The sequence below is a fragment of the Paenibacillus sp. FSL M7-0802 genome (assembly GCF_038004945.1).
Taxonomy (GTDB): domain Bacteria; phylum Bacillota; class Bacilli; order Paenibacillales; family Paenibacillaceae; genus Paenibacillus; species Paenibacillus polymyxa_B.
Genome location: NZ_JBBOSD010000001.1, coordinates 928,006 through 943,403, shown reverse-complemented (window position 1 = coordinate 943,403; position 15,398 = coordinate 928,006). Strand labels below are relative to the sequence as shown.

Sequence of the window (15,398 nt, the reverse complement as noted above, 5' to 3'; positions counted from 1 at the left end):
GAGGAAGGCAAAACAAGAAGGAATGCGTATACAGGAGTCAAGAAGAGTCATCCCCCATGGATATGAAGCTATTCGCCTAGCAATAGACATTTCTTTGTTAACAATTTACTATACTTATTCGAAATATATGGGAAATTATCCCTATCTGTTGTATTATAAGATAGTGTGAAAAAGAGCCAAAGTAGCTAAGGAGGAACATTGTTGTCTATATTTGTGATAGTGTGTGTCGTTGTTGTATTGATTGCTTTGGTGTTGCTACGCTTATTTAAGAAGCCTAGAGTTCAGGAACCGTATAAAGTAACGCAGAATATTGACCCTTATAAAATTGGCATTAACGAAATAGACCGTATGGAGGATGGCAAGGACTTTGAAATGTATCTGTTCAGGCTGTTCCAGTGTTTAGGCTATGGTGATGCGTATAAAACACAAGACAGTAGAGATTTTGGAACAGATTTGGTATTTACGGACAGAGAGGGCTACCGTAATGTCATTCAGGCTAAACGGTATGCAATAAGCAATCCTGTTGGTTTGAGCGCAGTTCAGGAAGTTTATAGTTCTATGCGATTTTACAGAGCTAAGAAATCTATTGTCATTACTTCAAGCAAATACACAACTTCGTGTGAACAGTTAGCCAGTTATAATGGAGTAAAGCTGTTGGATCGCAACGATTTAATTAAAATGATTGAGCTATTCAAAGAACAACAGCACAGCAAGGTAAAAGATATTATTGAAGCAGAGCCATACTTGAGTTTAGATTCATGGGATGATTATAGGAATAACAGTAAAGTGATTAAAAAGGATCGCAAGGCTGAAAAGCTTATCGCTTCAGGTAACTAGATACTGGATACTCCCGTAGTAAAACGATGATTTTATAAAGGTGCATAAAAAATCTACGATAAATGAGGATTAAGCATCATGGAAGTTATAACTAAATATTTGCCTATAGTCGGAGCTGGGTCTTTAGTCGCACTAGCCTTACTAATTTTCAAAGCTATTGCCTTAATCAATTCATCTACTCTTGAAAAGTTACTGTACAAGAGTAATAAAAGATACATGGTAACACCACTGTCAATTGCACTAACTGTCGCTACTACTTCTATGCTATGTGTCATCATAAGCTTTTTAAATGATGAAATTAAAACTATAACAGATTTGAAGGTAACAATATTAGCCTCTTCATTTCTTAGCTTTTTATTAAGCTTAATTGTTTTTGTACCTTTATATTTTATAAGAAAGAAGAAAGGAAGAGTATACTATATTAAAGATAATCTAAATGGCACAGATATTGAGCTTTACTTATTGAAAACTACTGATGAGGGCTATATTTTATTGTCTGATCAACCGCATGTTAAATCTAGTACAGGATTTAAAATATTAAGGAAACAAGAAGATATACTTAATAGGCAGATCTATTCAAAACTTATCTCATAACAACGGAGATGATGATCTAGAAATGAATCTATACTAACATCACACTATGCTACAAGCAATTCCTATAATGGATGGAGCGCACAAATTAAAATAGGAAGAAAGTATTTGGTACTGACGGGAATTTGTATAGAAATAATCAGCAAAATATTACCCATATACCAGTTGATCTTGGGAGGTAAACAATGAATTTGAATGAAATTAAACAGTTGCCTGATATTATGTCTAAAGAACAGTTAGAGTCCTATATTATTCAATATTTAGACTCCATTGAAAATTTAGAGAAGATAAATATTCTTGAAACGTTGGAATGTTTTTCGGAATTTGCTGACAGGAAGACTTATACTTACGAATTGTTAAGTGATTCGTTGAGAAAAAGATTAGACAGCTTTGTCCAGAAGATATGGGATGATACATCTTCAGAATTAGTAGATGTATATTCTTCAGTTGTTGTCAATCTGAACTTAAAAAGTAGCTATAACTTGATGAAAGAATCTTTAAACAAGGATTTGGATGAAGATGTAAGGGAAATCATCGAGGAAACTGTAAATGAAATTGGTGAAGATATAGAGGTTACTTGTTTCACAACTACATAATAATTTTAACTATGCATCGTATTGTAAGTTCACGCTGAAAGGGTGGTTTATAGATGAAAATTACACCCACGATTAGAGCAGAATTGGAACAATATCTAAAACAAGAAGGCTTAAACCTATCGCAATTTGGACAAATTACAGGGATGAATAGGGGAATAATAAGTAGCATAGTGTCAGGAAACAAATCTATGTCTGTTAATCAGCTTGACCTAATGACTGAGGGCATGGGTTTACCAGAAGGTCACTTTTATGATTTATTTATAGAAAACTACATCATCGACACACCTCCAAATATGAGGCGAATCAAGCCATTTTTATATCGTTGTGTAGAGCTGGATAAGTTTGATTCAATTCGTCGAGTGGTGGGAGCCATCATGGATAATCTTCTCTATTCGCCAAAGTTATTCGAAATTGCGGAAAGCTTATATGAACAAGGACGACACGATGCTGCGTTGCTTCTCTATGAGGGTGTAGCTGAAGCTGAAAAGTATCAGCATTCTGAACGCTTAGCCGTCTGTCAATATCGCATATTCAAGATTCAGATTAGAGACGATCAGGAAAGAAATTTACAAGCAGCACTCCAATTTGAGTCATTTGTCAAACGACTCGACGCTATAGACCAGTTAGATGCCCTTGTAGATTTGGCTAATGTATACCGATCATTGCGTAAATGGGAACGGGTTGAGGAAGTTGCTAAGGACTTAAGGACTTTAGGTAAAGCGCAATATTCTATAGCACACTCTCTAAAAAGAGAACAACATAAGAAGCCTTTACGACCGTTATTTTTTTATATAACATTCAGTAATTCACTTATTGGAGGCGCTAACTATGAGCAAGGAAACTATGAGTTAGCACTGCAAGCAGCCTATGAATCTGCTGATTTGGAATGGGTGAAAGAGACTGATAAAGAAACAAAACACTGGAAAAACTTATTTCAGGAGTGGGGTGAGGCTAATGTGTGCCTGACCAAGCTGATGGCTGGCAATAGAGAGGTGCTTCCTGCATATGCTGATCTCATCACAAGGACGAAAGATGAGATTCTTCCGGGTCTATGGAACATTATGATCGCAGCCAATCGTTATAGCATAGACGTTGATGATATTCTGAATCGATTAGAGTGTGAAGTTTCAAACATACATGATTATCACGGAGGAATACAAACTAATGACCAGCAAAATATTAATAATCAGCTTGTTGGCATATTGAGTGAATTGGCTGAATATTGTTTATCCAGAGGCCAGTACGAAAAGGGAGTTCGGTACTTATTAGATGGTATGAGGAAATCCATTATAATTAATAATGAACGCTCAATCCTTCGTTACATGATAATTGTCGAACGGTATCAGAAATTTGTCTTAGCTGAAGCCAAGACGGAGTATCATAATTTAGAAAGCTATGCACGACGACATTCTTATTAGTATTAGTCATAAGTACACAAACAATGAGTAGTCAAGTTACAACTATACCAACGGCAACTTCAAGTGTTGGTTTCAAGTTTAGGGCTGGCAGATTGGAAGTTTAGTGATCAGATTACTTTATACTATGATCCAATTGGTGGGGCTTGAACTGAAATTTGAATGAAAAAGCTTTGAAATAATGCAGTCATAAAATGGGTCTTATTACGAACCCAACAGGAATCATTCCTAATACGAACCAATGGGAAACAAGGGAGAATATTAAATCATAATTAAAGGTTAGACGAGACTGTCCGTCTAGCCTTTTTTGTATGTTAGGGAATGAATAGGGCGATAAAGATGTGAGGAATTGAAAATATTTATCTAGGGTTACCTCACTAAGTTGTAGAAAAAACAGCGGTACCGATAATGACAAAATTTAGACACTGGTTGGCACCGCTACGTATTAGGATCTAAAGTGAGTTAGAATTTGGACTGTTTATCTACCATAACTAAATGTGAAGCCTTGGCTAATTGCTTTTCTCATTTGACCATTAACTCCTACATTGTAACCGAAAACACCTAGAGAAACCCCACCAGACTCTGTTTCTATAGTACCAACCACAGCAGTTCCAGTAATTTGAACCCTTTGGGTAGGGAATTTACCAGTTATAGAAATGGTATTAGCATGTGTATTTTCCAAACTCCAAGATCCACCACTAACAGGTGTCCAATATGTTTCTGAAATATTCGAAACCTCAGCCAATGAACCACTACTTATACTGACATTACCGAATATAATTTAGCAGTTACAAACCCATCCTTATAGTCTTGATATACAGTACATGTTTCGTAGCCGTTTGTTGTAGTTTAATCGTATTACTTACTTTCAACTCGCCTACAATGTAAATCACATTCCCTGAACCTTTTTTCAATAAACTCCATAGAATTTGTTAACGATCTCATTATAGTACTATCTGAAATAATTATAAAAAAAATAATAAAAATAATATGTTATTGTAAATAATTGACTGGAGGTGTGCTGGATGGATATAGGTGAATTAGTACAGTATTTAAATCGGATGAGTTCTAGCATAAGTGAAATAGGGGATAAAACTAGTTCAGGTTTACAGGACATTGAAACCAGATTGAGCAACTTAAATAGCACTCTTACTATCACAAATGTTTTGCTCATCGTTCTAATTATTGTTATTGCCATAAATACATTTCTAAAATGGAAAAATTCAAAGAATTAATTATCAGCTCATTAAATATGTTCATACATGAATGCCCCTATACATGCCAGAAAGTTGAGGCGATCTGGTTAGGGGCATATTCTTATGGATTGAGTATTGAAGCTACTAGTACATGAGCCTAAAACACAATTCAGTATTTTCTCAAGTAATTAGCACAACCAAGCAACAACTACATAATTATAAAAACTTCTGACACTCATTCCTGAGTTGCAGGATATGGTTGTCGTTACAAATATAAGGCCTTTAGACATAGGCAGAAAGATTAACTCTTCACATAACAATTAGGAATTAAGTTGGTTTTCCATAAATTTGAATAATGTTACTATGTCATAACGAACTAAAACAGAGGTATATTATGACAACAATTAAAGTGACACCTGAGCAGCTTATGACTGCCTCCAAGCAGTTTGAGTTAGCACAGCAAACGGCAACTCAAATGAATAGTAATTTAGTACAACAAATTTCATCTATGGGGCAATTGTGGGAAGGACTGACTAAAGAGCACTTTTACTATTCCTTCCAAACCTCTCAGAAGAATATGAATGACTTTGTTACCTTGACGGATTCTATTGCTAGGGAATTACGTCACCATGCAGATAAATTCAGATTAGCAGATCTGATGGAAGCAGGTAACCTTGACGCAAGTTGTTTACCACCTCCACCGAATTCATGTGCTGTTCCTGCTCCAGATACACGGAATGCGTTCCAAAAATCAGTAGATAGCTTAACTGAACTAGGTCAGGATTTTGTAGATGCTAACTCAGTACGCTATGAGAAAAAGTTTAATTCAGTCTGGAGCTTTCTAGATTATATGTCATATGGTATTCCAAAAGGAATGTACCAAGGGTACATGGAACGGGCAGCTAAACAAAACGATTCATGGAATGACATGCTCAATTTCGGTACATTTGGAGTAACAGGTATGATTCAAGGGGCATTTAATCCAAACAATGCCTGGTCAAAGGAACACTGGGCTAATATGATCGGTACAGCTGGATTAATTGGAGGAGTTAGTTCAGTAATCAAGCCTAAAATTGGTTTGAAATCATCTATTAAGTATGAGATTCCGAAGAATAATGCGAATTCGAAATTGCGTAATTCAATAGAATCTGAACCTAAAACAGAAGTACAAACAGGTGGAAGAAACGATCTTTCAATTGATGAATATTTTCGTAGAGAAGCTGAAGCAGATGAGATGTATGATCAAATCAGAGCGTCTGATAGTGATGTAAGAGCAATAGCTGAAAATTCTGGAATGAAGGAAAGTAGAGTTCAAAGAATCAAAGAACACGTTTTCATAAATGAACATACAAAGTCGAGTGGTTATGGCAGATTTCATTCTGATTACGAAATAGCTCAAGCATGGGATAGATTACAAAAAGGATTACAAACAGAAAAAGATATGGATTTGCTTAATCATGAATTGTTTGAATCCAGATTTGAGGGTATATTTAAAACAGACTATGAGACTGCTCATAAAGCTGCGGTAAGGTCGGGTCGTCCATGGGAAATAGAATAGAGGAGATTTTATAATGGGAGCATTTGTTTTACTTTTTAAAGAGCATGAGGATGAGAATGTAGTTATTTATAGATATGGCCCAAATGAACACATTATGGGGAAAATTCAATTGAACAAAGAGACTAAGCTATTCTCTGAAATTGAACCTTTACCAGATCCGAGTCATTCAAATAAATTTTATTTTGATAGGGCTGCACAGCGGATGGCACGTTGCTTCGTTAAAGAAGGTGGTATATTTCCCGAAAAGCTGACATTTGAATCATAAAGTAGCTTCAACAATAGGAACCGAGCTTGCTCCTTTAACAATAAAATGGGAGTGAGCTTTTTTCATTTTTCATAGTAATTTATCTGATAAAGAAGATAATTTGCATGCACCTAAGAATTTAGAGGTGGGTTTAAACAGGAGAGTCTTCAATCAGGCTACTTACTTAGTGATATGGTTAAAGTATACGGAAGGTACGTGAATGTTATGAAGTATGATACATACTCAAAATTATGGGAAGAACAAAATAGTCTAATGAGATTATTAGAGGGGAGGGGTTTTATGAATCGGAGATTTTTATCATGGCTTTGATAAGAGTTTTTTTAATTGGAGCTACATTTTTCCTTATTGGGGGATTGGTGCTTTACTTCACAAGGCGCTATGAATCATCGGATAGATTACTATAAATAAAACAAATATTTATTACAAGGAGTATGTGATGTTAACACTAAAACATGAAGAGGGCCTTAGCAATTTATGAGTATGATTCTTAGGCATGCACCAGAACAGTTTAGTCTTAAGCTAGACCATGAAGGTTATTGGGACATTTAAGATTTGATTCAAGGGATAAGATCAGAGAATAGAGGGGCCGATGTCTGTGAGTTGGATATCAAGCAAGTAGTAAACCATTGTGGTACATAAGAGCTAATTATGGTCACAGTACAGGCAGAGTAGATTATAAGGAAGCTACTCCACCAACAACTCTCTATCACGGTACAAACACAAAGGTAATCCAAAATATTTTCAATGAAGGAATTAAGCCAATGGGCAGGAAGTATGTACATCTGTCTGAATCCCTTGAGTTTGCAATTTTAGCAGGCAAAAGACGTGGGGAACTAGTGATCCTCGAAGTAGAAACAGAAAAGGCATTAGCTAATCAAGTGAAGTTTTATAAAGCCAACCATGGTGTTTGGCTTGCTGACCTTGTACCGCCACAGTACTTAAAGAAGTTTAACAAAGCGTAGACCTAGAACATTAACGATGATAAAGAGACTAGATGTGATGAATCATCTAGTCTTTTTGATATTGCCTGTTTTGCTGTAAATACATAAGCCTCCTAATATTTTGAATGTATCCACGGGCGTCCACACTTACCCGGAAATGCTGCATAAAATATCCCGGGTGAACAAAGAGGAGGTGCATGTAATAACCATGATACACATGGAATCCGTGCAAGTGGGTGAGCATACATTTATCGGAGTTGAGGTCAAACTGCCTAAAACAACGCTGTTGACGATTTCTAACTCCCGTGGTTACATCATGTGTGGTGCCCTGGATGTTGGACTGCTCAATGAACGGCTGGCGGATCGGAAAATTCTTGCCGCACGAGCTGTGGGGGTAAAAACGCTGAAGGAATTGTTGGAAGCGCCGATGGAATCGGTGACGACTGAAGCGGAGCAACTAGGGATTAAGCCAGGTATGCCAGGATACGAAGCACTTTTGAAACTGGTGTAATGAAGCCTATGTGCATATGTTGCATAAAAGTAGAGGAACAAGAACAGAAAAAAACCGGACTTTTTGGCTCCGGTTTTTTTCTATGAAAAGTTTTATTCTATCGAGTTGAATCATATGAATTATATACGAACGATATGACCTGCAAGAACAATTATTCGGCAAACAAATGGGTCAGGTTCTCGCTAAAGGGTGGTTGTACAATTCCTTTTTCGGTAATGATGGCGGTAATGTACTCATGAGGTGTAACGTCGAAAGCTGGGTTGTAGACTTTGATGCCCTGCGGGGCGGTCCTTTTACCAAAGCTTTCGGTAACTTCCTCAGCAGAACGCTCCTCGATCGGAATATCTGCGCCTGTTGCGGTCTGCAAATCAATGGTAGATAGTGGCGAAGCGACATAAAAAGGAATGCCATGCGCCTTCGCTAGCACAGCTAGGCTATAGGTGCCGATTTTGTTGGCCACATCTCCATTAGCAGCGACTCTATCTGTGCCGACAATAACGGCCTGTACCCATCCTTTGGACATCACCATGCCCGCCATATTGTCACAGAGCAGGGTGACATCAATGCCTGCCTGCTGAAGCTCGAAAGCGGTTAGGCGCGCCCCCTGCAGCACGGGGCGGGTTTCGTCGGCAAATACTTTGAGGTGAATGCCGTTCTCCTGCGCAAGGTACATCGGCGCGAGCGCTGTTCCGTATTTCGCTGTCGCCAATCCGCCTGCATTGCAGTGAGTAAGTACGCCCATCCCGTCCTCGAACAGAGGTAAAGCATGGATGCCGATCTGGCGACATACTTGCTCATCCTCTGCCTGAATGGCTGTGGCTTCACGTTCCAGCCCGGCATTCCAGTCTTCGACCTGACCTTCGCTAGCTTCAACGATGAGTTCCCCAGCCCGCTTCTTCATGCGGTCAAGGGCCCAGAATAGGTTCACTGCCGTCGGGCGTGAAGTAGCCAAATGTCCGCACACGGTGTGTACATGCTGCAGCCACCCAGCAGCGTCGGTGCCGTCGTAGGCGGTAGCTCCTAGCACAACGCCGTAGGCCGCAGCCATCCCGATAGCGGGCGCACCACGTACCTTCATGGCATGTATGCCATCCCATACTTCCTCGGCCGTGAATAAATCCAGCATGACAATCGTTTCGGGCAGCAGACGCTGATCCAACATAGACAAGCGGTTGCCTTTCCACACCAGCGAAGATAGAGCCTGACTGGACACTGCAGCTTTCCCAGAGGTTACGGGCGCCGATTCTTTCTTTTCACTCATATTCGTTAAGCTCCTTTAGTTTGGGCAGCTGTTGCTGTCCGAACAATGTCTCCCAGTTCCCGAATCGAATGAAGCTCGCGATTGCGAAGAACCAAGGATTTACCGATAGATAACGCCAGACGTTCCGCAGCTTCCTTGATAGCAGGATCGGCAATGGTGTCGATATCTGCCACATGCGATAGGCTGATGATACGGCGAATCACTTTGCACCCTGCAAAACCAATCGTATCTTGCAGTACTTTCTGGAGATACAAGTCCTGATATCCCGCTGTACGTGCCATATGATCGGTGACATGCTCGTCCCACAGTTTGCGGAACCTACGCTCAAACTGCTCCCATACCTGAATGGCGGTCTCCAGAACCCAGTCACGCCTTTCCTTTAGAGCCTTCTCGCCAGAGGTCCATCCGGGTTGTGCTGCGTAGTTCAACAGCAGATTGGCGATCACCGCTCCGATATCAAAGCCCATGGGTCCGTAGTAGGCAAATTCAGGATCAATGACTTTAGTCGATTCGGTCGTTACAAAAATGCTGCCAGTATGAAGGTCACCGTGCAGAAGCGCTTCGGTTCGTGTCAAAAACTTTTCTCGCAGCAAAGCCACTTCCAGGTGAAGCACTTGATCTGTACGTAGTGCCTCTGCTTCGTCTTCGATGTACGCACCATAGTTGTTATTATCTGAGATCCGATACGGTTCATCCAGAATCAGATCTTCAGTTATTTTGCAGAGATCCGGGTTGATAAAGCGTTTAACCAGGTCTTTTTTATCCTGCTGATTCATGCCCAAATCTGAGGTGAAGAAGAGCGTGCGTGCCAGAAACTCCCCAATATGATTAGCGAAATATGGATAGGTGTTTCCTTCTATTAGTCCCTTGCGCATGATGGTGTGTGAGCTAAGATCCTCCATCACGGTCAACGCAAGCTCATCGTCATACGCCAGTACCGCAGGAACCAATTCGGGGCAAATGTAGTGTTCCTGCTGAAGTGCCTCGCGTTCAATACGGGCACGATCCAGTGAAAGCGGCCAGGATTCACCCACAATTTTTACATAGGGAAGTGCCTGCTTGGCAATGATACTCTTGTTAGATTCAGAATCCGTAATATGAAAAACCAGATTTAAGTTACCATCACCGATTTCTCGGCATTCCAGATGGGCTTCCTGACTAAAAAATCCGGGGATGTTCTTCACGAATTCGATTGCTTCTTCAGTCGTTAAAGGATGATATTGGGACAACGAAGTCACCTCCATAAAATGTGCGCATGTAAATAGTTTAAAAAATATCACAATATTAAACCAAGTATTTTGATAGGATAGAGAAAGTATAACGAAAATCATTGAAGTTTTGTACATTTTTTTTATGGGAATTGAAAGAGGAAGAAAGGAGTACTCTTTTTTTGTTTCGTCTCCGTATAGAGAGGGTAAATATGAGACAGACGTCCGGCAGGTGATATTAGGATGCCCGCTGGCGTCTTACCGTCAGCAATGGCGGTGATGGATACGTAAACGTTCCTGAAAATCAATTTGATGAAAAAGGAAGGGATTTATGATGGCTAAAACAACAAGTAACTCGAAAAATACGCAAACCAAATCGGTGGAGGAACTTTTAAACCGTCAAGTCGCTAACCTCAATGTGTTATATGTAAAAATTCATAACTATCACTGGTATGTGAAAGGCTCCAGTTTCTACACACTCCATGTTAAATTTGAAGAGTTATACAATGAAGTGACATTGAAAATGGATGAGATCGCCGAGCGTTTGCTCGCGTTGAAAGGTTCTCCTTCCGCAACGTTGAAGGAATACCTGGAGCTGTCGTCGATTCAGGAAGCAACCGGCAACGAAGATGCTCCTAAGATGGTACAAACCTTGATCGAGGATTTTGCAACTGTATGCGAGGAGTTTCAGGAAGGTATCGAACTGGCGGAAAGCAATTCCGACCAGCCAACTGCAGATTTGCTGATTGGTTATAAAGCGGATCTGGAGAAACATATGTGGATGCTTCGCTCTTATTTGGGCTAATTGGCCGAATTTCGCTCCATCACTCAATGCCTAGTTCGGTGAATTTAATTCCACTCCATAGTGATGGGGTTACGCTCTGAAATAAACTCTCTACATGTAAAACGCTACTGACGTCATGCTGTCAGTAGCGTTTTTATGGCTGGAAAAAGATCATGCATCCCATGTTTTTTGTACAAATTTATAATTATATGAACAACCACAGGATGAATTTTGCTATTTGTGTGCCTGGTAGGGTGAACATTTTATGAAGAAAGTTGGATAACGTGTGTCTGTTGGTTGCACCCTTAAAGATATTTATTATAAAATAACTTGAGAATCATTGAGAATCAGTTTAGAATGATTATAAATAAATTTTTAAATATTACTTGAAATCAGGGGGCTCCCCTGTTTAAATATACTTTCTGATTTCGACACCACACTACATTTTTTGGAGGGTATTGCGAATATGGCTACAAACTTTAAGATTGAAGGTCTCAAGGCGACCATTGAAGGCAAGGAAATTTTGAAAGGTATTAACCTCGAAATGAAGGGCGGAGAAATCCATGCCATCATGGGTCCTAACGGTACGGGTAAAAGTACACTCGCGTCTGCTTTGATGGGTCATCCTAAATATGAAGTCACAGATGGCAAAGTAACTTTGGATGGAGAAGACGTGCTGGATATGGAAGTGGATGAGCGTGCACGTGCAGGATTGTTCTTGGCGATGCAGTATCCGAGTGAAATTGCAGGGGTAACGAACTCCGACTTTTTGCGTAGTGCGATCAACGCACGCCGTGAAGAAGGACAAGAAATCTCCCTGATTAAGTTTATCCGTCAAATGGAAAGCAAAATGAAAGAGCTCGAAATGAATCCTGAGTTTGCTCACCGTTACCTGAACGAAGGCTTCTCTGGTGGTGAGAAAAAACGGAATGAAATTTTGCAAATGATGATGATTGATCCGAAAATTGTCATTCTTGATGAAATCGACTCCGGTCTGGATATCGATGCTTTGAGAATCGTGGCTAGCGGTGTCAACGCTATGCGTTCCGAAGAGCGTGGTTTCCTTATCATTACTCACTATCAACGTCTGTTAAACTACGTTAAACCAGATTATGTACATGTAATGATGCAAGGACGTATCGTTAAATCCGGTGGTCCTGAGCTTGCTGAGCGTCTGGAAGCGGACGGTTACGACTGGATCAAGGAAGAGCTGGGTATCGTTGATGAAACTGTAGGACAAGAGGCGTAAGCCGGAAGCGAGGAGGAAAACTAATGACTACACAAACAATCCTTCCGGTAGATTCCGAGCAACTGCGTGTTCTGTCCGAACGTAACGGCGAACCATCTTGGTTGGCCGAAGACAGACAAAAAGCACTTGAGCTTGCAGGCAAACTGGAGCTTCCGGTATTTGAAAAAACAAAAATCGAACGATGGAAATTAAACGATTACGGTCAACATAAACAGAACGAGGTCATTGCATCGGTAGGGCAGGTCCCGGCAGCCATTGCTGATCTGGTCAAAGAGCAACAGGAGGGTGGTCTGATTATTCAGCGCAACTCCGGCGCGGTATATGTGAAGCTGAGCGAGGAATTGGCGGCGCAAGGCGTCATTTTCACGGATTTACAAACAGCGGTTAAAGAGCATGCTGATTTGGTTAAAGCTCATCTGAACACAGTTATTAAGGCTGAAGAAAATTCATTATCTGCATTGCACGCAGCACTCTGGAACGGTGGAGTATTTGCTTATGTGCCTAAAAATGTAGAACTGAACGTTCCGCTTCAAGCTGTATTTCTGACGGACGATGCGACTGCAACGTTTGCACCGCATGTGCTGCTCATTGTTGAAAGCCACAGTTCCGTGACGTACGTAGACAACTATGTATCTGCGGATTTGGCGGCACCTGTTCTTCATAACGGTGCGGTAGAAGTTGTTGCAAATGCAGGAGCTAAAGTACGTTATGCGACAGTCCATCAGTTTGGAGAGCAAGTAACGGATATTTCGATTCGTCGTGCTACGTTGGGAAATGACGCAGCTATCGAATGGATTGTGGGCGAAATGAACAACGGTAATACAGCAAGCAATACCATGTCCGTGCTCAAAGGCAATGGCTCCAATTCGGATGCCAAGATCATTGCTGTTGGTTCCGGCTCACAAAAGCTGAACTATACGACACAAGCACAGCATTTTGGTAAAAATTCCGCCAGTCAGATGATTACGCGCGCAGTAATGCGTGAAGAAGCGTCTTCCATCATTAACGGAATTACAAAAATTGAAAAAGGTGCTACCAAAGCAGACGGTCAGCAAACAGAACGTGTTCTTATGCTCAGCCCGAAAGCGCGTGGTGACGCTAACCCGATCCTGCTGATTGATGAAGATGATGTAACGGCAGGTCACGCAGCATCGGTTGGTCAGGTAAACCGTGAACAAGTGTATTACTTGATGTCCCGCGGGATTAGCCGTGCAGAAGCTGAACGTCTGATTATTTATGGCTTCTTGGCACCTGTCGTATCTGAAATTCCGCTCGAAGGACTTCAACATCAGCTGCAAAGCCTTGTTGAAAGGAAGTTAGGCCAATGAATACTGCATTGATCCGTGAACAGTTCCCGATTTTACATCAGGAGATTAACGGTCATCCGCTGGTTTATTTGGATAATGCGGCCACTTCGCAAAAACCGCTGGCGGTCATCGAGGCGATCAAGCACTACTACGAATATGATAATTCAAATGTTCACCGTGGTGTGCATACCTTGGGTAGTCGCGCAACGGATGCTTATGAAGGTGCGCGGGAGAAGGTAGCCCGCTTTCTGAATGCAAAGCGCAGTCAGGAAATTATTTTTACAAGAGGAACAACAACGGCGTTGAATCTGGTCGCTTCTTCCTATGGCAGGGCTAATTGCCAGGCAGGTGATGAAATTGTCATCACCCAAATGGAGCATCACAGTAATCTGATTCCGTGGCAACAGGTAGCCAAAGCCACAGGCGCGACTTTGAAATATATTCCACTTCAAGAGGATGGTAGCGTTGATCTTGCTGATGTGGAGAATACCATTACAGAAAACACGAAAATTGTAGCGATTGCGCATGTCTCCAATGTGCTTGGTGTTGTGAACCCTGTCAAAGAGATTGCAGCTATTGCGCATCGCAAAGGCGCAGTCATCGTTATAGACGGTGCACAAAGCACACCACATATGAAAGTAGACGTGCAAGACATCGATGCTGACTTTTATGCCTTTTCGGGTCACAAAATGTGTGCTCCTACTGGGATCGGAGCACTGTACGGCAAGAAGACGCTGCTGGAAAACATGGAGCCCATTGAGTTCGGCGGTGAAATGATCGACGATGTGGGATTGTATGAATCCACATGGAAGGAGCTGCCTTGGAAATTCGAAGGTGGAACCCCGATTATAGCCGGAGCCGTTGGTTTGGGAGCTGCCATTGATTTTCTGGAAAGCATCGGACTGGACGCCATTGCACAGCATGAAAGCCGTCTGGTCGACTATGCTCTCAAACGTCTCCGTGAAGTGGAGGGGTTGACGATTTACGGACCTGCAGAACGTCATGTCGGGCTTGTAACATTCAACTTGGATGATGTGCATCCGCATGATGTAGCTACCGTATTGGATAGCAAAGGGGTGGCTGTACGTGCAGGCCATCATTGCTGCCAGCCATTGATGCGCTGGTTGAAAGCCAGTGCGACTGCACGTGCCAGCTTTTACCTCTATAACACGGAAGAGGAAGTCGACGCTTTGGTCAGCGCCTTAATCCAAACAAAGGAGTATTTTGGCGATGCAACTTGATGACTTGTACCGACGCGTGATTATGGATCATTATAAAAATCCGCGCAATCGCGGACGTTTTGAGGACGATGCCGTTACGGTGGATTTGAATAATCCTACGTGTGGTGACCGAATTTCTCTTCAACTCAAAACGAAAGACGGCGTGGTCGAAGATGCCCGTTTTACTGGCGAAGGCTGCTCGATTAGTATGTCCTCAGCTTCGATGATGACAGAAGCGGTCAAAGGAAAAACGATTGATCAGGCACTGGATATGGCAAGCCGCTTCTCTTCTTTAATGAAGGGAGAAGCCGTTGAATTCGATGATTATGAAGAATTGGAAGCTTTGTCAGGCGTGAATAAGTTCCCGGCCCGCATCAAATGTGCGACACTGGCTTGGAACGCGCTGCGCAAAGGGATTGATGAAGATAAATAATTTAAATAGAACAGAGGAGGTTTGAG

16 protein-coding genes are annotated in these 15,398 nt (G+C 41.4%); 13 read left to right on the top strand and 3 right to left on the bottom strand.

The annotated features are described in order from the left end of the window. Positions 1-201 precede the first annotated feature (201 nt). From MHB54_RS04805 to MHB54_RS04790, 4 genes are all read left to right on the top strand, one after another. On the top strand, positions 202-837 hold the full coding sequence (locus tag MHB54_RS04805; protein WP_023987873.1) for a restriction endonuclease: 636 nt from the start codon (positions 202-204) through the stop codon (positions 835-837). Positions 838-915: 78 nt separating this feature from the next. Continuing rightward, positions 916-1,431, top strand: a complete 516-nt coding sequence (locus MHB54_RS04800; protein WP_023987874.1) for a hypothetical protein — start codon at positions 916-918, stop codon at positions 1,429-1,431. Positions 1,432-1,613: 182 nt separating this feature from the next. Then, complete coding sequence (locus MHB54_RS04795) at positions 1,614-2,024, top strand: hypothetical protein (protein WP_023987875.1); 411 nt, start codon at positions 1,614-1,616, stop codon at positions 2,022-2,024. A 53-nt stretch (positions 2,025-2,077) separates the two neighbouring features. After that, positions 2,078-3,442, top strand: a complete 1,365-nt coding sequence (locus MHB54_RS04790) for a transcriptional regulator (protein ID WP_340981440.1) — start codon at positions 2,078-2,080, stop codon at positions 3,440-3,442. 475 nt (positions 3,443-3,917) lie between these two features. Here MHB54_RS04790 and MHB54_RS04785 read toward each other — a convergent pair whose 3' ends face one another. Next, a complete protein-coding gene (locus MHB54_RS04785; RefSeq protein ID WP_076294943.1) occupies positions 3,918-4,121 on the bottom strand; it encodes a hypothetical protein in 204 nt (67 codons plus the stop codon). 908 nt (positions 4,122-5,029) lie between these two features. Here MHB54_RS04785 and MHB54_RS04780 point away from each other — a divergent pair. The 4 genes from MHB54_RS04780 (at position 5,030) to MHB54_RS04765 (ending at position 7,910) form a co-directional block, all read left to right on the top strand. Beyond that, entirely contained in the window at positions 5,030-6,193 is a 1,164-nt protein-coding gene (locus tag MHB54_RS04780) for a WXG100 family type VII secretion target (protein WP_023987878.1), read from the top strand. A 13-nt stretch (positions 6,194-6,206) separates the two neighbouring features. Beyond that, positions 6,207-6,458: a hypothetical protein gene (locus MHB54_RS04775; RefSeq protein ID WP_023987879.1), complete on the top strand. Its 252-nt coding sequence runs from the start codon at positions 6,207-6,209 to the stop codon at positions 6,456-6,458. A gap of 626 nt (positions 6,459-7,084) precedes the next feature. Then, positions 7,085-7,420 (top strand): RNA 2'-phosphotransferase, encoded by a 336-nt coding sequence (locus MHB54_RS04770; protein ID WP_268747489.1) that lies wholly within the window; start codon positions 7,085-7,087, stop codon positions 7,418-7,420. Between the two features lie 187 nt (positions 7,421-7,607). After that, positions 7,608-7,910 (top strand): YunC family protein, encoded by a 303-nt coding sequence (locus tag MHB54_RS04765; RefSeq protein ID WP_023987881.1) that lies wholly within the window; start codon positions 7,608-7,610, stop codon positions 7,908-7,910. Between the two features lie 151 nt (positions 7,911-8,061). On the opposite strand, the gene mtnA is transcribed toward MHB54_RS04765, so the two are convergent. Together mtnA and mtnK are read right to left on the bottom strand one after the other, a co-directional pair. Further along, a complete protein-coding gene (gene mtnA, locus MHB54_RS04760; RefSeq protein WP_340981439.1) occupies positions 8,062-9,171 on the bottom strand; it encodes an S-methyl-5-thioribose-1-phosphate isomerase in 1,110 nt (369 codons plus the stop codon). A 5-nt stretch (positions 9,172-9,176) separates the two neighbouring features. Next, the gene (gene mtnK, locus MHB54_RS04755) at positions 9,177-10,400 is read right to left on the bottom strand and encodes an S-methyl-5-thioribose kinase (protein WP_028542908.1); all 1,224 of its coding nucleotides are present in this window, start codon (positions 10,398-10,400) and stop codon (positions 9,177-9,179) included. Between the two features lie 313 nt (positions 10,401-10,713). On the opposite strand from mtnK, the gene MHB54_RS04750 reads away from it, so the two are divergent. From MHB54_RS04750 to sufU, 5 genes are all read left to right on the top strand, one after another. After that, positions 10,714-11,184 carry a Dps family protein gene (locus MHB54_RS04750; RefSeq protein WP_013309551.1) on the top strand — a complete coding sequence of 157 codons (471 nt, stop codon included), beginning with the start codon at positions 10,714-10,716 and terminating at the stop codon, positions 11,182-11,184. 445 nt (positions 11,185-11,629) lie between these two features. Then, on the top strand, positions 11,630-12,412 hold the full coding sequence (sufC, locus tag MHB54_RS04745) for a Fe-S cluster assembly ATPase SufC (RefSeq protein ID WP_013309552.1): 783 nt from the start codon (positions 11,630-11,632) through the stop codon (positions 12,410-12,412). Between the two features lie 23 nt (positions 12,413-12,435). Next, positions 12,436-13,740: a Fe-S cluster assembly protein SufD gene (sufD, locus tag MHB54_RS04740; RefSeq protein ID WP_023987884.1), complete on the top strand. Its 1,305-nt coding sequence runs from the start codon at positions 12,436-12,438 to the stop codon at positions 13,738-13,740. Further along, complete coding sequence (locus MHB54_RS04735) at positions 13,737-14,960, top strand: cysteine desulfurase (protein WP_190298971.1); 1,224 nt, start codon at positions 13,737-13,739, stop codon at positions 14,958-14,960. The genes sufD and MHB54_RS04735 overlap by 4 nt, the downstream gene beginning before the upstream one ends. Continuing rightward, positions 14,950-15,372: a Fe-S cluster assembly sulfur transfer protein SufU gene (gene sufU / locus MHB54_RS04730; RefSeq protein WP_013309555.1), complete on the top strand. Its 423-nt coding sequence runs from the start codon at positions 14,950-14,952 to the stop codon at positions 15,370-15,372. Before MHB54_RS04735 ends, sufU begins: the two co-directional genes overlap by 11 nt. The last annotated feature ends 26 nt before the right edge of the window (positions 15,373-15,398 follow it).

What these genes read in the sequence shown, in the direction of transcription:
- MHB54_RS04790 (WP_340981440.1), top strand. Translation starts at nt 2,078, where the DNA reads ATGAAAATTACACCCACGATTAGAGCAGAATTGGAACAATATCTAAAA.
- MHB54_RS04735 (WP_190298971.1), top strand. Translation starts at nt 13,737, where the DNA reads ATGAATACTGCATTGATCCGTGAACAGTTCCCGATTTTACATCAGGAG.
- MHB54_RS04775 (WP_023987879.1), top strand. Translation starts at nt 6,207, where the DNA reads ATGGGAGCATTTGTTTTACTTTTTAAAGAGCATGAGGATGAGAATGTA.
- sufC (WP_013309552.1), top strand. Translation starts at nt 11,630, where the DNA reads ATGGCTACAAACTTTAAGATTGAAGGTCTCAAGGCGACCATTGAAGGC.
- MHB54_RS04795 (WP_023987875.1), top strand. Translation starts at nt 1,614, where the DNA reads ATGAATTTGAATGAAATTAAACAGTTGCCTGATATTATGTCTAAAGAA.
- sufD (WP_023987884.1), top strand. Translation starts at nt 12,436, where the DNA reads ATGACTACACAAACAATCCTTCCGGTAGATTCCGAGCAACTGCGTGTT.
- MHB54_RS04800 (WP_023987874.1), top strand. Translation starts at nt 916, where the DNA reads ATGGAAGTTATAACTAAATATTTGCCTATAGTCGGAGCTGGGTCTTTA.
- MHB54_RS04780 (WP_023987878.1), top strand. Translation starts at nt 5,030, where the DNA reads ATGACAACAATTAAAGTGACACCTGAGCAGCTTATGACTGCCTCCAAG.
- mtnA (WP_340981439.1), bottom strand. Translation starts at nt 9,171, where the DNA reads ATGAGTGAAAAGAAAGAATCGGCGCCCGTAACCTCTGGGAAAGCTGCA.
- MHB54_RS04750 (WP_013309551.1), top strand. Translation starts at nt 10,714, where the DNA reads ATGGCTAAAACAACAAGTAACTCGAAAAATACGCAAACCAAATCGGTG.
- sufU (WP_013309555.1), top strand. Translation starts at nt 14,950, where the DNA reads ATGCAACTTGATGACTTGTACCGACGCGTGATTATGGATCATTATAAA.
- MHB54_RS04765 (WP_023987881.1), top strand. Translation starts at nt 7,608, where the DNA reads ATGATACACATGGAATCCGTGCAAGTGGGTGAGCATACATTTATCGGA.